Origin of the sequence: Paenibacillus sp. FSL R5-0744 (assembly GCF_037972555.1) — a bacterium.
Taxonomy (GTDB): Bacteria; Bacillota; Bacilli; order Paenibacillales; family Paenibacillaceae; genus Paenibacillus_AQ.
Map to the genome: position 1 here is coordinate 4,062,866 of NZ_CP150228.1, position 19,649 is coordinate 4,082,514.

Here is a 19,649-nt window from a genome sequence, read left to right on the forward strand (position 1 = left end):
TTAAAATACTAAGTATGAATGCTCTCGTTTATTATATCATGTTTCAGTTTAAGGCTCGAACCCCTTCTGGCTCAAGAAAAGCTCATCTTCATTAAAAACACTCCGGAGTCCATCGTACACCCTGCGATAAGCCGCCGGATCGTACCATTCTTCCAATTGCAGCTCTTCATAAAGGGAATAAATACCTAATCTCCGTGTCCGTTTGCCCCCACTGCCATCTCCCATAAAATAATCGTCGATACAGACCCTATCCACCAAACCCCTTAGGATCTCTGGAAAAGAAGTGCTGCTTGGCAATACCGGAGCGATGGTTGCTTGAACAGGAATGCCCGCTTCACGCAGTAATTTCAGTGTCTTTAATCTTGCAGAAATGGGCGGAGCACTTGGTGTGAATTTTTTGCGAATATCTTCACGATCCGTCTCTACAGTCATACTCACGCGAACCTTGTCTTCTAAGCGTAATAATAAATCTATATCTCTGCGTACGAGCGGACTGCGCGTCTGCACGAACAGAAAATCGGGCGGGGTCTCCACCATAACCTCCAGCAAAGCCCTGGTTACCTGCTCCTTGTGCTCTATCCGTTGGTATGGATCTGTACTAGAGGACATAAAGATGGAGACCGGTCCTTTGGACTTTGCTTTCAGGATTTCTTTGCGTAAGATAGCTGCAGCTTCTTGTTTGACATCTACCCACGTTCCCCATTCCTCTTGGCGAAACAGTGAAACAGGCATTTGACGCACATAACAATAAGAACAGCCATAAGTACAGCCGGTATATGGGTTTAAAGAATGACTATATCCGTTCAGATAACCCGTCCCTTTATTTAGTAAGGTCTTTGGGGTTTTGTACTGGATCTCAATATTCATAATTCTAGAGCACTCTTTCCACTTTCCAAATTAAGCAGCCTAGTCTTCATCTCTAATCCCCCGCGGTAGCCAGTTAATGTTCCATTCTTGCCAATGACTCGGTGGCAGGGCACCGTAATTAGTATCGGATTTGCACCTATGGCCGTCCCTACCGCGCGTACTGCAGCAGGCTTTTGAATATGTGTGGCGATATCCGAATAAGACCACGTTTGTCCATATGGGATTTCACATAACGCTTTCCACACCGCGAGTTGAAATGGAGTCCCCCGATAGTCAAAAGGAATGCTGAAAGCCTGCCGTACCCCTTGCAAATATTCGATCAGTTCCTGTACAAATGGAACCATTTTCTCATCGTCCTGCACCAGTTTACTTTCAGGAAATCTACGGCTCATCCAGTCACTCATTTCTTCGAATGGCTTCTGCTGCGACCCCACATAACTTAATCCTTTCTCCGACGCTGCGATATAGAAACTCCATTCCTTATAAGCTAGCAATGTCCAGTATATGATTGCACTTGGTTTATTCTCCATTTTTCTGTACCTCCATGAATAATTCAGAATGATTCGTTAATTCTAATTTGTTAAGCTGTCGATACTTCGTTGGGGTAAGCCCCGTCTTTTTTTTAAATAAGGTAATAAAATACGACGTATTTGGCAGACCCACATGTAATCCAATATCAGCTACATCCCGATCCGTGGTAACCAAATATTCAGATGCCTGATCGATTCTCTTTTGCTGTATATAATCCGCTGGAGTGATTCCCATTACTTTCTTGAAGGTTCGATGAAGATGATAAGGGCTTCCATGACAGACTTCTGCCAGCGTTTCAAGAGTAAGAGGTTCATGATAATGTTTGTCGATATATTCAGTCATTACAGCCACCCATTCCTTATCCGGCAGCCGCTCACCCGTCGGTTTGCATCTTTTACAGGGACGAAATCCAGATTCTAATGCTTGTTCTGCATTTTGAAAGATACGTGCATTCTCTCGATTAGGTGCTTTGGACTTGCAGGAAGGTCGGCAAAAGATTCCCGTAGTCTTCACAGCATAAAAGAATTTTTCGTTATAAGCTGCATCATTTTTCAAAATAGCCTGCCATTGCTCCTCAGTCATCTTTTCCACTTCTCCACTCTTATCCATACGATTCACCTCAAAACCAAGTATACCCCGCTACTGGGTCATCTGTACTCATTCTAGAATGTAAAAGCAAGATAGTGAAATCCAAGAATGGTGAGATTGCTCGTAATTACACTTTGTTTATCGAATCCGCACTTCCTTTGTCAGCCTTGCAGGGAGCAGCAATTGAACAACGAATTACTCATAACATGACTACCTGAACTGGAGGAATCAAAATGGAAATTCTGAAAACAAAGGATGCCGCAGAGCTGCTGTCAGTAAGCCAGACTACGATCAAACGTTGGGCTGCTATGTTCCCTGATTTTTTTCCAAAAGACCGGTTTGGCCACTATACATTCTCAGAGCAGCAAATCAGCTTGCTTAGTCATATTAAAGACCGCATTAATCACGGAGAACCACTAGAGAGTATTCAATTAACTGACTCGAATGAAAAGCAGATGTCCACGTCACCGCAAGATCCACTTCATCCCACAGACGCTGAGCCTATGCAAGATATATTATCCCGGATTCATTATATTGAACGTACACTCGATCAAAAAGCTGATGAAGTAGTCATGATACAGTTGCTTCAGCAGCGTGAAGAGCTTGAGGATCTGCGGATAATGATCAAACAATTAGCAGCAACCCTAGAACCCATGCAAGCTTCAAAAGGCAACGTCTTCACATCTAACGAAGCTTCTCGTCCCGTTACTACTACAAGGTTGCCCTCTCCACCAAGGAAACGTGGTCTATTACGCTCATTCTTTTTCCTGTAAGCCTGAAACGCAAAAGAACCTACTTCTAACTAGCGTTGAAGTAGGTTCTTTTTAAATGTCGTAGGACACGCATGACAAAGTCAGCGATTAACGGTTAGGTAATCCCCTATTGCTTCTGCAATAAAGCTGAGCCTGCGATTCCAGGATGCGTCATTTCGTATGGGTCCAGAATCAGATTGAGCTCTTCCTCGGATAACACATTATACTTAAGGCACAATTCACGAACAGATTCTCCTGTCAAAATCGCCTCACGAGCAATACGTGAAACTACTTCGTAGCCCAAATGTGGGTTAACCGCAGTAATGATTCCGACACTACGCTCCACATCCCGCTCTAGCTTCTCTTTATTGGCTTCAATACCAGCCAGACAGAAATCTGTGAAGACTTGGAAGGAGTTGTTCATGATGCTGATGGACTGAATGAGATTAAACACTAGAACTGGCTCCATAACATTCAGTTCCAGTTGACCCGCTTGGGAAGCCAGACAGATTGTATGGTCATTTCCTATCACTTGAAAAGCTACCTGATTGATGACCTCTGCCATAACCGGATTAACTTTACCTGGCATAATGGAGGAACCAGGCTGGCGAGCAGGTAATGAAATTTCATTAAACCCTGTCCGCGGGCCGGAGGCCATGAGTCGAAGATCATTAGCGATCTTGGACATGTTCATCATGCAGACTTTTAGCGCAGCAGATACTTCTGTGTATGCATCTGTATTTTGCGTAGCATCCACAAGATGATCTGCAGTAACTAGCGGCAATCCACTTATTTCGGCCAAATGTTCTACAACCACTTCGATATATCGAGGGTCAGCATTTAATCCAGTTCCTACTGCCGTTGCCCCCATATTCACTTCATACAAATGATGACGTGTATGTTCAATACGTTTGATATCTCTCTCAAGTACTCTGCGATAAGCCTCAAACTCTTGGCCCAGACGAATTGGCACTGCATCTTGTAGATGCGTGCGTCCCATTTTTATAACCGGATCAAATTCCTTGGCTTTGTCTGCAAACACCTCATGCATTCTGCGCATAGTAACAAGCAGTTGTTCCAGAAGAGAAAGCGTCGCAATATGAATAGCCGTCGGGAATGCATCATTTGTAGACTGCGCCATATTCACATGAGAGTTGGGACTTAAATGACGATAGTCTCCTTTTTCATGACCAAGCAGCTCTAATGCTCGGTTAGCAATGACTTCATTGGCATTCATATTTAACGAGGTACCTGCACCACCCTGTATAGGGTCTACAATAAATTGTTCGTGCCATTGACCTTCGATGATCTCATCTGCTGCTTTCACAACAACTTCTCCAAGCCCACGATAGAGCCTGCCGATTTCCATATTTGCAAGCGCAGCGGCTTTCTTTACGATCCCCATCGCTTTGATTAATTCATTGTGCACTCTATATCCCGTAATTGGAAAATTCTCTACTGCGCGTAATGTCTGAATCCCATAGTATGCGTTCTTATCTACTTGTTTGCTGCCTAGAAAATCATTTTCTACACGAAATTCAGTTCCTGTCACAGTAAATCCCTCGCATTCTTTGAGTTAGGTTTGAACGGATTTAAGAAAGCGCATTCATTCATATGTCTCACTTAGATATTAACCTTTATTGTGATAAATGTCTCTCATAAAATTAGAGATTAATGTAATTAATTTCAAATAAGATTACGAAAGCCTTGCCCTTAAAGGAAAGCTGGTTTTTATTAGGAGTAAATTTCCAATTGAAGCTATAGCATAATATGCGCATTTATAATATAAAAAAGCCGACCTTAAGGTCGACTCCATCCAAACTTAACTCACAACTATGTTGAGTTCTTATTAAACCGTATAGTTCTCTAAAGAGATCTTCACACCATTCAGCAAAGCTCGCGGTTGCTCTGACTCGCTCTTCATACTCAAATGCAATCTATCGCCATTACTGGTCGTATAATGAGCCGCCAAGCCGCCTTCCATCTCAAATTGGGGTTCATTATGGGCCATTGCTATTACGAATGCATCCATTCCGATGATGCCACGCTCTGCAGACTCCTTAACACCGATCGCCTCAACGATCACCCCACCCGGCATCCCTTGAACGGTTACCTCAATGTATCCCGGACGTTCCTGTAGTTGGTACGATTGAGATAAATATATTGCGAAATAGACATCCCCAACCTGACCGAATAAGGCGTTCGGGTCTTGCATCCACTCCCCATGAGGAAGAACACCGATGATCGTATTCTTTTCCCCCTGAGGAATGGGAAATAAAGAAATAACTACATTTTTGTGATAGAGGACCTCCATATAACGGCTCTGATGGCGAGGATCTCCCTCATTGTAGCCTTGACCTGGATGGAAGAAAAATAGCTGGTTAGACCCTCCTTCTCCATTCACAGGCAGAGAGAAAGTCCAACGGAGCTGTTCATTATCAAATTCCTCTACTCGTTCCCACATCCCGCCTGCTGCAAAATCCTCTGTAATATAGGCATAGGAATGAAGCAACGGTTGAGCGTTCGGATCTGCTGGGACTACCTTCTGCGTAATCTTGGTGGTTTCCACTGGCGTCTGGCGATTCATCGCAGCTGTTAAAGCCTCAACTGGCGCTTTATAGAATAGGAGTCCAGCGTATTCCGTGCGTGGCATTGCCTCTGAAAGCTTGAAGTCCCCGAACTGAACATAGTCATGAAGCACATTAGCATCCCCTGGTACATCATGTGGCCAACCTCTAGAATGTGCACCCACCCAAGCTCCACGTAAATAAAACTCTGCTCTTACCTTCCAAAGATGATCAAGCATGTCTTTAAGAGTAGTTATTAAATCCGTATCTTCTGTCGGGACAAGCTCCAAAGCGCAGGTAAACGCCTGTATCCAATGCCAGAACCACGGGAGACTGCCGTATTCTGGCATACCCTTAGAGCGGATGTATGTCAATGTGTCCTTCAAGCTTTGCCGACCATCCTCAACGAGCACATCATCTGCAAACATAGTGCCAAAAATCAGCTTTGCTGCTGTATATTTCGCTTCATGATGTCCAAAAGTGATTACCGGCTTACGGTAGAAATCACTCCGATAAATGTGTCCAAATGCTGTATTCAGGACAATGCGAAGTTGAGCGTTTAGTGCTCCACCATATCTTTTGCAAAAGTAGGCCATCAGACTGCCCATAATTTCCACAGGCAATTCATGCGGCGAAGCCTCACGTGGAACCGGATTCAATCCAAGCGGCCAGTGCCCGTATAGCTCCGTGCCAGGTTGACGATTCTGTAACATTAATGTCTCTAGCAGCACATCCTGTGCCTTCTGTTTCGCTTCTTCCCGGTCAAAAGGCAACGACAAAGAATCATCTACTGCAGCTGCAAAAAGATATGAGGCATAATAAAAGTTATTTCGCACATCCTCGTGGAACCAGAGTCCACTCTCAAGCAGAGGCCGTCTCTGCGCTTCCAGCGCTATACTTATAATGATTTCTTGTTGACGGTCCTGATAAGTACTCTGAATACCATTCGACTCCAGCATTCAAGTTCAACCTCCCACATCTCAATTTTCAATAGTATGATAACAATCCTATAAATGAGAACTAAGCATTTTAGATCTATTGTGCACACTTTTCGTTCATTTGGCAATTAGCAAAACTTAAAAATAAACTAAAACGAACCAACATATAAAAATAAACACTTGTAATATGAACATAAATGGAGTAAATTGTACTTATACGAACGAAAATATGCTTGTGAAGGAGATTGAATATTCCATGGAAAGACGTTTTGCATCCCACCCTAATGAAGTTAAGCAGTTTGACACTGAGCGCCTCCGTAAGGAATTCCACATTCCTGTCATTTTTGCACCAGATGAACTGAAACTTGTACTTACCCATGAGGATCGCATGATCGTTGGCGGTGCTAATCCTGTTAAGGAAGAAGTTGCACTTACAACTGACCTTAAAGAACTTGGAGTTACTTACTTCTTGGAACGCCGTGAGCTGGGGATCATCAATGTTGGCGGTAAAGGTTCGGTTATTGTCGATGGTACAGAATATGAAGTAGATTTCAAAGAATGTCTGTATGTCGGTCAAGGTTCTAAAGATGTTATCTTCAAAAGTGCAGACGCTTCCAAGCCCGCTAAATTCTATTTGAATTCTGCGCCTGCTCACCAGTCCTATCCAACTACCAAAACCACTCTGGCTGAATCCGAATCTGGTGCAATGGGCGGTTTGGAGAACTCCAATGAGCGTACCATTCACCGGTTCATTCATACAAACGGCGTGCAAAGTGCTCAGCTAGTTATGGGTATGACTCAACTGAAGCCAGGTAGCATGTGGAATACGATGCCAGCACATACACATCCACGCCGGATGGAAGCTTATTTCTATTTCGATCTACCGGACGATTCCGTTGTGTTCCACTTGATGGGAGAGCCTAATGAAACTCGCCATATCGTAATGCAAAACGAACAAGCGGTTATTTCTCCAAGCTGGTCCATACACAGTGGTGTTGGTACTCATAACTATACTTTTATCTGGAGTATGGCTGGCGATAATAAAAGATATGATGATATGGACCCCGTATCCATGAAAGAACTACAATAGAGACAAGCTAAAACGCCTTCGGCGTCCTTTTAAGGACGATAAGCGTTTGTGCGAGAATTATAAGGAAGAGTCTAGCGTGAAACTTAAACTTTCTTATAATTTTAATCAATTACGGAAAGCTGAGGCAAGCGGATGAACCCGATACGAAGACATGAGATGATTATGGAAGTTATGCTGAACCAAAAAGATGTAACGGTGAATGAACTGAGCGATAAGCTACAAGTTACGGGAAAAACAATTCGTGAGGATTTAAGCAAGCTGGAGGAGCAAGGACTGATCGTACGTGTACATGGCGGAGCTGTGCTGGCACAAAGCGACCAGTTTGGTATTTTGCCCTCTAAGGATCCATTGGATAAGTATTCCGACGAAAAAACAGAGATCGCCTTGCGCGCGCTTGCTCATATTGATCAGGACGATATTATAGCTCTTGACGGCGGGAGCACAACGCTTGAAATTGCCCGACGCCTGGACAATATGCCTCTAACGGTAGTCACCAATGATGTATACATCATCAGCGAACTGGTTCCCAAAGATCATATTCGTCTCGTCGTTCCCGGGGGTTACCGTGTCCGCAATATGTTGGCCGGCCCTGAAGCCGTCTCCTATGTGCAACAACTTAATATTCAAAAAGCATTTCTGTCCTCGACAGCTGTTCATATCGAACATGGACTTTCTATTTATACAGGAGATTTAATTGAGTTTAAGCAAGCCCTTGTGTCTACTGCCCGTAAAGTGTTCGCGGTTGTGGATCATCATAAATTCGGCCAAACTGCGCTGCGTACATTCGCTTCTCTGCAGGAAGTTGACGTTATCTTGACAGATAAAGGACTCTCTCCCGAAACGGCAGAACAGTTCCGCAGCGCAGGCATTGCCATTGAATGTGAGTAATAACGGAATCAAATTCATTTAAATCAAAGGGGCGTAATTTATAATGTCATCATCATTATTCAGCTTGGCAGGTAAAACAGCACTCGTAACCGGTGCTGCTCAAGGTCTTGGACAAGGCATTGCCCTTGCCTTCGCAGAAGCAGGTGCGGATATTGCATCCGTATCGCTTAATACAAGTCAAGAAACCGTAAACGCTGCAAAAGCTTTTGGTGTAAAAGCAGTTAGCATCGAATCTGACTTAAGTGATCATAGCAACCTGCAAAACACATTTGACCAAGCACTTGAACTGACTGGTCATGTTGACATTCTCGTGAACTGTGCAGGAATGATCCGCCGTACTCCTGCAAAAGACCATAGTGAAAAAGACTGGTTCGATGTTATTAACCTGAACTTGAACACAGTGTTCCTTCTGTCTCAGATCGCTGGCCGCCACTTCCTGGAAAGAGGATCCGGCAAAATCATTAACATCGCCTCTATGCTCTCCTATCAAGGCGGAATCAATGTCCCTGGCTACACCGCGAGTAAGCACGGGGTTGCAGGTCTTACTAAAGCTTTTGCCAATGAATGGGCAGGCTCCGGTCTGAACATCAATGCGATTGCACCAGGCTACATGGCGACTGAAAATACAGCTCCGATCCGTGCTGACCAAAGCCGCTCGGATGCTATCTTAGATCGTATTCCAGCTGCACGTTGGGGAACACCTGATGATCTTAAAGGTCCTGCTGTATTCTTAGCTTCCGCAGCATCCGACTATTTGAATGGTCATATTCTTAATGTTGACGGCGGATGGATGGCTAGATAAATAACCTGAAATATTTAACCCGCTGCCTGTGGCAGCGGGTTATTTTTACTTAAACAAGCTTGTAATGGATTCCCCATCAAATTTACTAGTAATCTTAAAATTTCCAGAGTGATACTTACTATTACTAGATCGATCGCTGAAATACAAGTAATCTGTGCCATAGAGTGTCATTCCAAAGCGCTGATCTTTATTTACATATATTCTTATCCAATAGGTCTCCGCAGGTCGTTCTGATGCATCACTTCTTTTTAATTTCACGTCAGAAAACTCATGTATGATCTTTTCAATTTCTTTCGGGTCATCCACTTTAATTTCTTGTTCATTAGAACTCTTAAGAACTCTAATGGAGGTGATTTGAGTATCATCGATTCGATCCAGTACAAGATTTTGAAATGAATTATAACTGTGATATAAGGGAACTCCATAAAGAAGCAGATTTATTACTATAAGAAACAATAAAAATAATTTACTTTTTTTCATAATTATTAGCCTTCTATCTCCACAAATTCTCCCGGATGTGCCCGAATATACTCGCCAATCAACCTGTGGCTATCTTCGGCTATGTTCTTAAATCGTTCAAATAAACCACTCATCTCATTCAACAACTCAGGATCTCGATCGAGATCCGTGATGGTAGCATCAACCCACTGTATTCCTAATCGATTGTTTCTTTCTTCGAGAAATGCCTTTGTTTCCTGAAGCAAAAGAATCATCGGATCATCGCCAAAAAATCGTATGCCTCCCATCACCCCTGTCCAATACCCCGGCAGGTCTTGCATGTAAGAAATCCAAGCATAATACTCCCCTTCGGAATTACGGCTGTGATCATGCATTACTCTGAACATACAAAGTGCTTTCTGTCCATCTGTGAGCTTTGAGATCACTTCGGATTTGATCGATGGTGATTTTGCGCGAATCTGCTGAAAGGTAGGCTCCATACAGGCCCATCCTAATCTTTCATCACTAAAAGTGTCCAAATCCTTCTGCTTCATGGTTACTAAATTCATTTAACTCCTCCTTTGATTAACATCCAAAAATATACATTTCATTCTAGCTGTTGTCAATAAGAACCTCCCTAACATTTAGGGTAATTCGAACGTTTTTATGATAGGCTTTAGAAAGAAGAAATCATCACAAAGGAGCTTTTCTATGCATAATGAGATACTTACCATTTTTGATGAAGCAGGCAACCGAACAGGTACGGCTCCACGTGAAGAGGTACATCGGTTAGGACATTGGCATGAGACTTTCCACTGCTGGTTTATTAGCAAAGATCAGGAAATACCCTATATCTATTTACAACTTCGGAGTGAACAGAAACAAGATTATGCGGGACTACTGGACATCACGGCCGCCGGACATTTGCTAGCAAACGAAACTGTAGAAGATGGAACACGCGAGGTTCATGAAGAGCTCGGACTGGATTTATCCTTAAAAGACCTGATCCCGCTAGGAACAATTCCTTACAGTATGAAAAAAGAAAAACTTATCGATAATGAACGAGCGCATGTCTTTGTTTATAACAATCCCTATCGTCTAGAAGATTTCCAGCTACAAAAAGAAGAGGTCGCCGGCATTGTCAAAGCAAATTTCTCTGATTTCCGCAGATTTTGGCAGGGAGAAATACATAGTCTACAAGTCAACGGTTTTCAAATCGATCCCCATGGACATAGAATTACCATTGAGCAGGATGTAGACAAGACCCATTTTGTACCCCATGAAGTGGGTTATTATACTCGTATTATCGAGGGTATCGAAGCTATATTTCTAAAATCACTAGTAGTAACGGAGGACAAATGATTATTGATCAACGAACATTTACCGTGAAAGGCATCCATTACACCATAAGATCTGCAATCACTACGGATGCTATGACATTGTCCAAATTAAGAGTACAAATTGATGGTGAGACCGAGAATTTAGACAGAGAACCAGGGGAGGCTTTTATAGACGAAATAGGGTTTCAGCAGCTTATTCTATCTGATTCAGAGAAACTAAGAAACTTATTTCTAATCGCGGTAGTTAATAATCAAATCGTTGGGTTCTCTAGATGCGAAGGCCATTCATTAGCAAGATTCGCTCATAAAGTCGAGTTCGGAGTATGTGTGCTGCAGAATTATTGGGGTTATGGAATTGGAAAGAATCTTTTAGCAGAATCTATTGCTTGGGCCGACGCTAACGGTATCCAAAAAATCACTTTAAATGTCCTCGAAACGAACGACAAAGCTATCACCCTTTATCAGAAGCTTGGCTTTGAGATCGAGGGAATATTAAAAAATGATAAGATTCTTGCTGACGGAAAATTCTATAACACGATTATGATGGGACGATTTATGGATTGATAGTAAAAAGGCAGAACCTGAATCCCTCAGGTCCTGCCTTCTTTTTATACTAACGATTTACGCTTCAACATTGCGAGATCATTTACAGCTAGATTTAACACAGACGGAGCAGCAGTGCCTGAGCACAAATCCGTATAATCCGCTCCATCTAATTTAACCGCTTGCGGACTGCCGCTGTAGTTTTGCACAAAAATATAATCACTCTCTCCATCCGTACGAAGCTGCGCTGTCACACCAGTTGGAAGCTCACTATCAAGCGCACGAGTAATTCCCGCTTTTGCAGTGATTGCAGCATACAATTCAACGTAGAAAGAGGCATCTTTTACACGAGTAGCGAGATGATACGCATTTCCTTCACCGAAACGATTTACCGTAAGCGCTGGACGGCCAGCATAGAAATCGCTGCGATAAGTGCCTAATGCTTCCGCACCTTCCAAGTGGATCAGCTCAGCAATTTCATGCGCATCATAATTTCCACTAAGATTAAGTGCATTGCTCGCCTGCATTACAACACCATTCAAATCACGGCTATGCAGCCCTTCGGTCTCTTCTGCCCAAATCCCGAGCGTTCTACGTAGCGGTCCTGGGAATCCACCCAAATGACATAAATCCGTTTCGTTAACGACACCAGACCAATAGGTTGCAAGGAAAGTTCCGCCTTGCTCAACAAACTTCTCGATACGCTTTCCATTCTCTTCACTGATCAGATATAACATAGGTGCGATCACCAGCTTGTAAGCGGACAGATCATCCCCCGATCCGATCATATCAACTGGAATGCCTAGCTCCCAAAGGGCACGATAATGCTGTAGTACAGTCTCCTCATAACGCAATCCGGAATTACGAATGCCTTGCGCATCCTTGATCGCCCAGCGGTTGTCCCAATCGAAAATAATCGCTGTTTTTACTGGAGTTGATGTACCTACTACTTCTGTCATTCCCGCCAGCGTCTTTCCTACCTCTGTAACGTCTTTAAACACACGAGTCTCGGAGTGGCCGCTATGGTCAACAACTGCACCGTGGAACTTCTCACTAGAGCCCCGGCTTTTACGCCATTGGAAGTATTGTACAGAATCCGAACCATGTGCTACCGCTTGAAGCGAAGACAGCTTGTGCATGCCTGGACGCTTCAGCTTACTGACCGATTGCCAGTTCGTAAGAGATGGCGTGCTTTCCATGAGCAGGAACGGTTTCTTTTTAAAGGAACGCATTAAATCGTAGTGCATTGCCGTCCATGCCGCCAGTCTAGCATCGTCACCATCTTCGGTATAATGCCATTCTGGATAAGCATCCCATGAGACAACATCCAGAATTTTGGCTAGTTCGCGATAATCAATGCCATCGATCATATGCATATTCGTTGTAATAGGCAGTGCAGGATTGTGAGGACGAACAACATTGATCTCATGCTGACAGAAGTCAATCGTCCGTTCACTGACAAACCGCCGCCAGTCGAGGTTCAAGCCATGTACTTGCGTCTCTCCATGTGGAGCCGGGGATTCAATCTGTGTCCATGAAGTGTAGGTATGACTCCAAAAAGTAGCCCACCAAGCATGATTCACCTCATCCAGACTGTTATTGTATTTGACCTTTAACCAATCTCTAAAAGCATTCTGACAAAGATCACAGTGACATTCACCACCGAACTCATTCGAAATATGCCAACCGATAACCGCAGGATGCTGGCTATAACGTTCTGCTAGCTTCGCATTTAAAATCGCAGTCTTTTCCCGATACACAGGCGAGGTGAAGCAATGATTATGACGGAAGCCATGTAAATTGTGAACACGATTACGTTCCACTCTTAGAACTTCAGGGTACTTCTCAGACATCCAAGCAGGTCGTGCTCCACTAGGAGTTGCCAGGAAAGCATAAATCCCATTCTCTGCAAAAGAATCCAAAACACTATCGAGCCAATCGAAAGTGAACACACCTTCTTCAGGCTCTAGGGATACCCAAGAAAAAATTCCGACAGACATCACATTGCAATTCGCAAGCTTCATCAGACGAATATCCTCACGCAAAATTTCTGGGTACTTCAGCCATTGCTCAGGATTATAATCGGCACCGTGCAGCATCACTGGAGCTTTGCTGCTAATCGGGGAGTATTTTTTAGTCATAATGTAAGATCATCCTCTCAATTCTGCCCATTTTTTGAATGGGACTATTCTCTGATGAGACGCTAGATGCTTAAGCTATCAAATTCACGAATCATCATTTATACTATTTATAATATAAGAAAATTCATCCCGATCAGTAGGAATATACTCTCGAAGTGATAGTACAAAATGAATATGAGGTGAATCATCCTGCTTCCTTTTTCACTGATAGAACTACCGCGCGACGCTGAGACGCTTCCCTTGTATCCCTACTCTGTAGGTCGTCATATACAATTCCATCATGTGCGCCCTACAGGTTTTCCTGTTCATCAAGTTTTTCTGATTCGTACCGGAACTGGGTTGTTTCGTGATCTGGAGAGCGGTACTGAAATCATACTAGAACCTGGAATGGCTTTCGCCTTCCCACCGGATCGAGGACACGAATATTATCCTACCTCACATGAACCATGGCATGTAGGTTTCATCGGAATCGAAGGGAGTCAATCGCAGGGAATGCTGGAGGGGATTGGCCTTCTCCCTTATCTCCCTTATCATCCTGCTCGTTTTGAACAATGTTGGGAGGAAATCGGAAAGATCTGGAATACGGTGAACAATCAGACGGCTAGTCGTCAAGACGAGCAAGGGATGGAGGATCTATCTATAACCCTATATCGATTACTTCTGATGTTACGTCGTTCTGAATCCATACACTCCTCAGGCAGTCGTTTAGAACTTGAGTCTGTGCGTAATGAAGCGTTGGCTAAAGCGGTTGAACTTATTAACGAACATTATACTGAGCCACTCCTTATCTCCAATCTAGCAGCTGCTGTGGGGTATTCCGTCCAGCATTTCCAGCGTCTATTCGTACAGGAATATGCCGTAACTCCACATAAATATCTACAGAATCTGCGACTAGAACGTGCGATACAGTTAATGACAGAGAATGCTGATATTCTCGTTCAGGATATTGCGATTCAACTGGGAATGGAGACGAATTATTTTATCCGAATCTTCCGAAATACTTATGGCTGTACACCTGGGGTGATGAAGCTTCGGCTTTTAGAGGGTGAACAAAAAAGATAACGAAATCCAAAGGGATATCGTTATCTTTTCATTTAAATATAGGATGAAGTTAATCCCGCAGCAATTCGTCTCTCACTTCGGTCAGCACGAATCCAAGTAGGTTCCTACCCCGCCATTTTACGGGATTCTCCGCATCAGGATTGGACTGGCTCATGCCTATTCCCCAAATGCGATCCTGTGGGCTAGCTTCGACGAGAATACGGTTTTTCGTTGACTTGAGGTATTCGCCAAGCTTCGGATTCTGCGAAAATTTGGCTATATTTCCTCTTTTGACAATGTTATAGCATTCTTTATCCCAAGTGTCATTTTCGAAGTTTCTTACTGCACGCCCGTAGGCTTTCATCTCCTTGGGATGCTTAGCTTTAAGGATCGCGTCCAACATCTCGTCATCTCCAAACAGTCTTGCTTTCTCGGACATCATAAACTGCTCGACACAGGAATACTCTATCCCCTCTACCATGAAAGGACTCATCCACCATTGGCTGAAGCAGCTTTTGTCCACGCCGTCGTGCTTTGGCGGTGTATGGCCCCAGAAGAACACAAACTTGAACGTTTTGCCCGCGATATAAGCTTTTCTTAACTGCTCTATATTGTATATCATTGATATTCCTCCATATTTCTCCGATATAAGCGGGAAGGACGGTGTCCCGCATTTTCAGTATAATGATCGGTCTCCGCTACGAGATCCGCTACTTTACGTCGGAATGCGGCTTTCAGCAGCTCTTTGTCTAAGATCACCTCATAAACCTGCTGTAGATCCGTCAAAGTGAAGAGATCCGGCATCAAGTTTAGCGCAATATCGGTGTAATTCACTTTTCCCCGCAGTCTCTCAATAGCGCAAGCTATAATCTTCGCATGATCGAAAGCCAATCCGTCATTTAATACAATGGAGTATGCGGTTGACGTAGAGGCCGACTTTGACGTTATCGTCCGACCCACAACTGCCGTAAACTCTTCTTCATCGCTGCTTAGCTTGAGCTCGTATTCCTTCGTTTTCACATACCCATCCTCAATAATCTCTTTCCGCTCGCGCAGAAGCCGATAGGTTACCTTGAACCAGGCAGCATGGGCAGCGTCATCTCCTGCTTTCAGCTGTACCTGATCACTGTTGATTAAGGCCATGTAGCTACAGCTCATCACCCAGGTACGCGGGTCCCTTCCAACATCGCTGAAGGTGTACAACTGCTCCAAATAAATGTCATCCACACCGGTTTCCTCATTCAGCTCCCTCACCGCCGCCTGCTCTGTCGTCTCGTCCGGCCGGACGAAACCGCCTGGAAGTGCCCAATTGCCCAGGAACGGGTGACCTCCCCGCTGAATGAGCAGAATTCGCAGCTCTTTTTCCGGAAGCTTGCGGTAGCTGTCCGCCTCCGTGTTCGTAACGGTGAAAATGACCATGTCCGCCGCCACCGAAGGCCGCTCGAAATCCCCGGCATGGTACTGCTCTAAAAATTGACGTTCCGTAAGTCCATCGCGATCCAACATATTCATGTATCCTTGCCTCCTTTGTTCTTTATTCTAGCCATTCAACTCTCCGAAATAGTTCCGGTAGGGCTCGAACTTTGCCAAGACCTCGCTTACTTTGTGCATTCGTTCCTCTAGGTTTCCTCGCAATGTGATATAGGGAATCCGCCGCTCTTTCAAATCGGCAATGATTTGCTTATGAAAAATATGTCGCTTCTGATCCCCGCTACGGTCCCATGTATTCTCATAAGGAATATCATCGTCACACAGGAAAAACAGATCGTAGCGCTGCGCGTTTTCTAACGCGATCCGGACTAAGCATTCAGGGGCCCGGCCGTGGTAATCCAAAGCAAACATATATGTGGTAATTGCATTGGTATCGACAAAGAGATATCGGTTAGCTTCCAGCATCGCCTGCTCCTCACGTTCGATATGGCCCAAAGCGATCTCATCGAACGCTTCTAGGCTGATTCTACGATCCACTTGATGCTCGGTCCAGTAATCACGCCCATATTCGCTCGCAAAGGTTGTGAGATACCGCTGCGCCAGCGCTTCGGTGATTGTAGATTTTCCAGTCGACATCGCTCCCACAAAAACCACTTTCGTGATTAACCCCCTATACACGACATCACTTACAAATCTGCGATATTTATAAGGGTCGGCACGTACCATCGTGGCCGAAATCGGCACCCGCTCACGGGCTTCATCCACCCGCCGGTCCGCCGCTCCTAATGCGACACTCATATGCTCACCGTAAAACTCACTAGAGTAAAAATGCGTCACTTGCTCGCCCTTCAACAGCCCTAAAATATACTGCTCCTCTCGAATCTCATGCTCCCGATCGTTCGAATACCCGTCTGGACCGTCCCAAGCTTCGATTACCCGGACCGTCGGATAGAGCTTGCGGATCCAGTTCGCCCGGATATGAAGCGGAATCGGGGTCACCGTCGTTTCGTAGATTACCACAATCAATTCGTCGACCTCTTGCAACGCGGTCTCGATCATGAATTGATGTCCTTTATGCAACGGGGCAAACTTCCCCAGCGTTAATCCAAGCGTCTTCATACCGATACCTCCTTAGCCCCTTTATTCCAATTGTAATAGCCGTATGCCGCGTTAATCAGATACGCACTCCACATGACGATCATTAGCACCCCTTCGCTACTGCCTTCTAGCATCCGAATTACCCACAGCAGCACCGTAAACATATTCAAAACAATGTAGACCAGCCATTGTTCCTTAAATCTTCTGACCATTAAAAAGGTAGCCACAATGGATAATACCGTTGTAATAGCATCTATATAAGGCGAGTTCTGCACTGGGATGAACGATAGCCCGATTCCCAGTAACAGGCAGCCTATTACGCAGACCGCTCCAACAAGGAACAGCCACTTAAGATCCATCTGTCGCATGGATAGCTTGCCGTCTTGGCGGTTGTTTTTCCACATATAGAAGCCAATGACATTCATAGGTACAAAGAATAACAAATTCAGCATGACCTCTCCAAACAAACCGTTTATATAAGCCAAGTACGCGTAACCAACGGTATTGTACATTCCGAAAACATAACTCATCAGGTTTCCTTTCGCCGCGAGCACCACACACAGCACCCCGGTCATAAAGACCGTAAATCCGAATAAGGAATCTTTAGAAATAACCGTAAACGCAACAGCAATAGAGGTAAATAAAACTAGCCAGACGATTTCAAACAGATTCCAGCCACCCCATGTTTTATTCACTTTCATCACTCCCTTTCATTAAATTTCCGAATCTTCACCATTCAGTTTATTGTTAGTAACTTTTTGATAATAACAATTTGTTAATATCAAATATAGCAAAAAGGCGAGGAAGATGCAATAAAAAGGTGAGAATAATTTCCAACTTAAGTCTGGCCCCAGTCCATGGTCGGTATCCTCTTCCTTAGCATAAGCCTATTTCTAGAATCAGCTAACGGTACTTATTCTTGACAATGATTTCTGGCAAGAATATACGCTGACAAAGGAAAAAACCCGCGATTTACGCGGGTTGGCGTTCGAACATGTATTTGTCATCCGGCTACTTCTTCTTCTCACCTCTGCTCTCGCATTATTGCCCACAGACCCCATCGTATAATAACTTAAAGCTAAGAATCTTATCGTTCACTTTGCCTCCTCGCCCTTCTGCATGCGGAAAACATGGGCGATCGGAGCCTGCCCGTTCAATTCGCAATCCGGAAGTGTGATCGAGATTCCTTCCGGCGTACGCTCAACCTGCAGCAAAGCGTCGCTTCCAACAAGCTCGATGCCTGAAACGGGCTCCTTATAAGGAATATGAACGAGCTTAGCTACGGCTTGATCTGCGCTTTCATACAAGTACGTACAGTATACGGTATTTCCTTTCGAGGTGAACGCGCAGGAACCGGCAAAATACGGTCCGCACACGCGTGTGCCGTATACCGCTTCACCGTAAACCTTCATCCATCCGCCCAGCTCATTGATACTCTTAACCGCCCCAGCCGGCAATCGTCCGTCGGGTTGAGGACCTACGTTAAGCGCCAAATTGCCGCCTTTGGATACGACTTCCATCAGAATGCGAACGAGCTCTCTCCCCGATTTAAACTGGTCATCGTATTTGAAAGCCCACTGTGTGCCGATCGTAATGCAGCTTTCCCACGGTACGTTCAGCGGACCCTCCGGAATCGTTTGCTCCGGCGTCACGTAATTTTCGTAAGGCCCTCCGACTGTACGATCCGCGGATAACAGCCACGGCTGCGTTTGACGGGCGCGCTCGACAACCTCGCCCAATCGAATGTCCTGCTTTACCTGATCACTATCTTTAACCCAGCCCGCATCCAGCCACAAAATATCGATCCGGCCGTAACGGCTCATCAGCTCCATGATTTGCTCATGGGTGAAATCGACGAATTGCTCCCACAGCCACGGATATTCCTCGGGGGAGTACGAAGGCCCTCTCCACGTATTGCTGCCCCGTTCCATTCCTAGCGCCCAGTAATACGGCGATTGCCAATCCGCCTTCGAGAAATATGCGGCGATCGCAAGCCCCTTGCTGCGGAAAGCGTCAAACACATGCTTGCAAACGTCGGCATAGCGATGTGCATGAAACGGCGTTTCGGAGCCAGTAATTCGGTAATTCGTCGTATGTGTGTCCCACATGCAATATCCGTCGTGATGCTTGGTCGTGAAAATCAAATATTTGAACCCGCCTTCGGCAGCGATTTCCGCCCATAGCTCCGGCTGGAAGCGGAACGGATTGAACGTGCGGTTGAGTCCGAAATATTCGCGCTTCATCTCTTCGTAATCGCTCGTCCAATCGACATCTTTACGCGCCCACTCACCATCTTCGTCGCTGAGAATCCAGGACTCAACCTCAATCTGCGAATAAGGTCCCCAATGCATCATTAGGGCCAATTTCTGATCCTTGAACCATTCCAACCTTTCCAGCGTAATTGGATTTTCCGGCTTCACCCAATTCGTCTCGCTGCTGTAACCGTGGACGCCTTCTTTCAGTTCCGCCAAATCTGCTTGCTGAAGTTCCTTGATTTCCATATCGTTCATCGGGTTGCCTCCTTCGGTTCTCCGCGTCACATCAAAATAAAATTATTAATTGTAAACCCCCAATATAGAAATTGGGGGTTTACC

21 protein-coding genes are annotated in these 19,649 nt (G+C 44.8%); 8 read left to right on the forward strand and 13 right to left on the reverse strand.

Annotation, left to right across the window (positions count from 1 at the left end; all coding sequences use genetic code 11):
- Nucleotides 1-48 precede the first annotated feature (48 nt).
- From MKY19_RS17905 to MKY19_RS17915, 3 genes are read right to left on the reverse strand one after another with little or no spacing between them, the layout of a single operon-like run.
- Nucleotides 49-867: a radical SAM protein gene (locus MKY19_RS17905; RefSeq protein WP_339796564.1), complete on the reverse strand. Its 819-nt coding sequence runs from the start codon at nt 865-867 to the stop codon at nt 49-51.
- Nucleotides 864-1,397 carry a methylated-DNA--[protein]-cysteine S-methyltransferase gene (locus MKY19_RS17910; RefSeq protein WP_339796567.1) on the reverse strand — a complete coding sequence of 178 codons (534 nt, stop codon included), beginning with the start codon at nt 1,395-1,397 and terminating at the stop codon, nt 864-866. The genes MKY19_RS17905 and MKY19_RS17910 overlap by 4 nt, the downstream gene beginning before the upstream one ends.
- Nucleotides 1,387-2,007: a bifunctional transcriptional activator/DNA repair enzyme AdaA gene (locus tag MKY19_RS17915; protein ID WP_339796570.1), complete on the reverse strand. Its 621-nt coding sequence runs from the start codon at nt 2,005-2,007 to the stop codon at nt 1,387-1,389. Before MKY19_RS17915 ends, MKY19_RS17910 begins: the two co-directional genes overlap by 11 nt.
- 74 nt (nt 2,008-2,081) lie before the next feature.
- Here MKY19_RS17915 and MKY19_RS17920 point away from each other — a divergent pair, with 74 nt between their 5' ends.
- Nucleotides 2,082-2,204, forward strand: a complete 123-nt coding sequence (locus MKY19_RS17920) for a hypothetical protein (protein WP_339241999.1) — start codon at nt 2,082-2,084, stop codon at nt 2,202-2,204.
- 15 nt (nt 2,205-2,219) lie between these two features.
- A complete protein-coding gene (locus tag MKY19_RS17925) occupies nt 2,220-2,759 on the forward strand; it encodes a MerR family transcriptional regulator (protein ID WP_042189294.1) in 540 nt (179 codons plus the stop codon).
- A gap of 106 nt (nt 2,760-2,865) precedes the next feature.
- On the opposite strand, the gene aspA is transcribed toward MKY19_RS17925, so the two are convergent.
- Complete coding sequence (gene aspA / locus MKY19_RS17930; RefSeq protein ID WP_042128747.1) at nt 2,866-4,290, reverse strand: aspartate ammonia-lyase; 1,425 nt, start codon at nt 4,288-4,290, stop codon at nt 2,866-2,868.
- A 297-nt stretch (nt 4,291-4,587) separates the two neighbouring features.
- Nucleotides 4,588-6,264, reverse strand: a complete 1,677-nt coding sequence (locus MKY19_RS17935) for a hypothetical protein (RefSeq protein WP_339796574.1) — start codon at nt 6,262-6,264, stop codon at nt 4,588-4,590.
- 235 nt (nt 6,265-6,499) lie between these two features.
- On the opposite strand from MKY19_RS17935, the gene kduI reads away from it, so the two are divergent.
- The 3 genes from kduI to kduD all read left to right on the forward strand — a co-directional run bounded on the left by kduI (nt 6,500) and on the right by kduD (nt 9,023).
- On the forward strand, nt 6,500-7,333 hold the full coding sequence (gene kduI / locus MKY19_RS17940) for a 5-dehydro-4-deoxy-D-glucuronate isomerase (RefSeq protein ID WP_076286208.1): 834 nt from the start codon (nt 6,500-6,502) through the stop codon (nt 7,331-7,333).
- A gap of 132 nt (nt 7,334-7,465) precedes the next feature.
- Nucleotides 7,466-8,221, forward strand: a complete 756-nt coding sequence (locus MKY19_RS17945) for a DeoR/GlpR family DNA-binding transcription regulator (RefSeq protein ID WP_339796577.1) — start codon at nt 7,466-7,468, stop codon at nt 8,219-8,221.
- A gap of 43 nt (nt 8,222-8,264) precedes the next feature.
- Entirely contained in the window at nt 8,265-9,023 is a 759-nt protein-coding gene (gene kduD, locus MKY19_RS17950; protein ID WP_042189303.1) for a 2-dehydro-3-deoxy-D-gluconate 5-dehydrogenase KduD, read from the forward strand.
- A 45-nt stretch (nt 9,024-9,068) separates the two neighbouring features.
- Here the strand turns inward: kduD and MKY19_RS17955 are convergent, their stop codons facing one another.
- Complete coding sequence (locus tag MKY19_RS17955) at nt 9,069-9,503, reverse strand: DUF5301 domain-containing protein (protein WP_339796579.1); 435 nt, start codon at nt 9,501-9,503, stop codon at nt 9,069-9,071.
- Between the two features lie 5 nt (nt 9,504-9,508).
- Nucleotides 9,509-10,030: a hypothetical protein gene (locus tag MKY19_RS17960; RefSeq protein WP_042189307.1), complete on the reverse strand. Its 522-nt coding sequence runs from the start codon at nt 10,028-10,030 to the stop codon at nt 9,509-9,511.
- Nucleotides 10,031-10,172: 142 nt separating this feature from the next.
- Between MKY19_RS17960 and MKY19_RS17965 the strand changes: the two genes are divergently transcribed.
- Together MKY19_RS17965 and MKY19_RS17970 are read left to right on the forward strand one after the other, a co-directional pair.
- Nucleotides 10,173-10,823 carry an NUDIX domain-containing protein gene (locus MKY19_RS17965; RefSeq protein ID WP_339796580.1) on the forward strand — a complete coding sequence of 217 codons (651 nt, stop codon included), beginning with the start codon at nt 10,173-10,175 and terminating at the stop codon, nt 10,821-10,823.
- The gene (locus MKY19_RS17970; protein WP_339796583.1) at nt 10,820-11,365 is read left to right on the forward strand and encodes a GNAT family N-acetyltransferase; all 546 of its coding nucleotides are present in this window, start codon (nt 10,820-10,822) and stop codon (nt 11,363-11,365) included. The genes MKY19_RS17965 and MKY19_RS17970 overlap by 4 nt, the downstream gene beginning before the upstream one ends.
- 44 nt (nt 11,366-11,409) lie before the next feature.
- On the opposite strand, the gene MKY19_RS17975 is transcribed toward MKY19_RS17970, so the two are convergent.
- Nucleotides 11,410-13,485, reverse strand: coding sequence for a beta-galactosidase (locus MKY19_RS17975; RefSeq protein ID WP_339796586.1), 2,076 nt, complete (start codon nt 13,483-13,485; stop codon nt 11,410-11,412).
- 240 nt (nt 13,486-13,725) lie between these two features.
- Here MKY19_RS17975 and MKY19_RS17980 point away from each other — a divergent pair, with 240 nt between their 5' ends.
- Nucleotides 13,726-14,547, forward strand: coding sequence for an AraC family transcriptional regulator (locus MKY19_RS17980; protein WP_339796589.1), 822 nt, complete (start codon nt 13,726-13,728; stop codon nt 14,545-14,547).
- 49 nt (nt 14,548-14,596) lie between these two features.
- On the opposite strand, the gene MKY19_RS17985 is transcribed toward MKY19_RS17980, so the two are convergent.
- The 5 genes from MKY19_RS17985 to MKY19_RS18005 all read right to left on the reverse strand — a co-directional run bounded on the left by MKY19_RS17985 (nt 14,597) and on the right by MKY19_RS18005 (nt 19,565).
- Nucleotides 14,597-15,148 (reverse strand): NADAR family protein, encoded by a 552-nt coding sequence (locus tag MKY19_RS17985; RefSeq protein WP_339265472.1) that lies wholly within the window; start codon nt 15,146-15,148, stop codon nt 14,597-14,599.
- Nucleotides 15,145-16,038 carry an NUDIX domain-containing protein gene (locus MKY19_RS17990; protein ID WP_339265474.1) on the reverse strand — a complete coding sequence of 298 codons (894 nt, stop codon included), beginning with the start codon at nt 16,036-16,038 and terminating at the stop codon, nt 15,145-15,147. The genes MKY19_RS17985 and MKY19_RS17990 overlap by 4 nt, the downstream gene beginning before the upstream one ends.
- 27 nt (nt 16,039-16,065) lie before the next feature.
- Nucleotides 16,066-17,076: an AAA family ATPase gene (locus MKY19_RS17995; RefSeq protein WP_339796592.1), complete on the reverse strand. Its 1,011-nt coding sequence runs from the start codon at nt 17,074-17,076 to the stop codon at nt 16,066-16,068.
- Nucleotides 17,073-17,750 (reverse strand): nicotinamide riboside transporter PnuC, encoded by a 678-nt coding sequence (gene pnuC / locus MKY19_RS18000; RefSeq protein ID WP_339796594.1) that lies wholly within the window; start codon nt 17,748-17,750, stop codon nt 17,073-17,075. The genes MKY19_RS17995 and pnuC overlap by 4 nt, the downstream gene beginning before the upstream one ends.
- Before the next feature lie 399 nt (nt 17,751-18,149).
- Nucleotides 18,150-19,565: an alpha-L-fucosidase gene (locus tag MKY19_RS18005; RefSeq protein WP_339796597.1), complete on the reverse strand. Its 1,416-nt coding sequence runs from the start codon at nt 19,563-19,565 to the stop codon at nt 18,150-18,152.
- Nucleotides 19,566-19,649: the final 84 nt, after the last annotated feature.

What these genes read in the sequence shown, in the direction of transcription:
- MKY19_RS17905 (WP_339796564.1), bottom strand. Translation starts at nt 867, where the DNA reads ATGAATATTGAGATCCAGTACAAAACCCCAAAGACCTTACTAAATAAA.
- MKY19_RS17970 (WP_339796583.1), top strand. Translation starts at nt 10,820, where the DNA reads ATGATTATTGATCAACGAACATTTACCGTGAAAGGCATCCATTACACC.
- MKY19_RS17995 (WP_339796592.1), bottom strand. Translation starts at nt 17,076, where the DNA reads ATGAAGACGCTTGGATTAACGCTGGGGAAGTTTGCCCCGTTGCATAAA.
- MKY19_RS17910 (WP_339796567.1), bottom strand. Translation starts at nt 1,397, where the DNA reads ATGGAGAATAAACCAAGTGCAATCATATACTGGACATTGCTAGCTTAT.
- MKY19_RS17985 (WP_339265472.1), bottom strand. Translation starts at nt 15,148, where the DNA reads ATGATATACAATATAGAGCAGTTAAGAAAAGCTTATATCGCGGGCAAA.
- MKY19_RS17990 (WP_339265474.1), bottom strand. Translation starts at nt 16,038, where the DNA reads ATGAATATGTTGGATCGCGATGGACTTACGGAACGTCAATTTTTAGAG.
- kduD (WP_042189303.1), top strand. Translation starts at nt 8,265, where the DNA reads ATGTCATCATCATTATTCAGCTTGGCAGGTAAAACAGCACTCGTAACC.
- MKY19_RS17925 (WP_042189294.1), top strand. Translation starts at nt 2,220, where the DNA reads ATGGAAATTCTGAAAACAAAGGATGCCGCAGAGCTGCTGTCAGTAAGC.
- MKY19_RS17975 (WP_339796586.1), bottom strand. Translation starts at nt 13,485, where the DNA reads ATGACTAAAAAATACTCCCCGATTAGCAGCAAAGCTCCAGTGATGCTG.
- MKY19_RS17955 (WP_339796579.1), bottom strand. Translation starts at nt 9,503, where the DNA reads ATGAAAAAAAGTAAATTATTTTTATTGTTTCTTATAGTAATAAATCTG.
- MKY19_RS17935 (WP_339796574.1), bottom strand. Translation starts at nt 6,264, where the DNA reads ATGCTGGAGTCGAATGGTATTCAGAGTACTTATCAGGACCGTCAACAA.
- MKY19_RS17915 (WP_339796570.1), bottom strand. Translation starts at nt 2,007, where the DNA reads ATGGATAAGAGTGGAGAAGTGGAAAAGATGACTGAGGAGCAATGGCAG.
- MKY19_RS17945 (WP_339796577.1), top strand. Translation starts at nt 7,466, where the DNA reads ATGAACCCGATACGAAGACATGAGATGATTATGGAAGTTATGCTGAAC.
- MKY19_RS18005 (WP_339796597.1), bottom strand. Translation starts at nt 19,565, where the DNA reads ATGAACGATATGGAAATCAAGGAACTTCAGCAAGCAGATTTGGCGGAA.
- kduI (WP_076286208.1), top strand. Translation starts at nt 6,500, where the DNA reads ATGGAAAGACGTTTTGCATCCCACCCTAATGAAGTTAAGCAGTTTGAC.
- MKY19_RS17965 (WP_339796580.1), top strand. Translation starts at nt 10,173, where the DNA reads ATGCATAATGAGATACTTACCATTTTTGATGAAGCAGGCAACCGAACA.
- MKY19_RS17960 (WP_042189307.1), bottom strand. Translation starts at nt 10,030, where the DNA reads ATGAATTTAGTAACCATGAAGCAGAAGGATTTGGACACTTTTAGTGAT.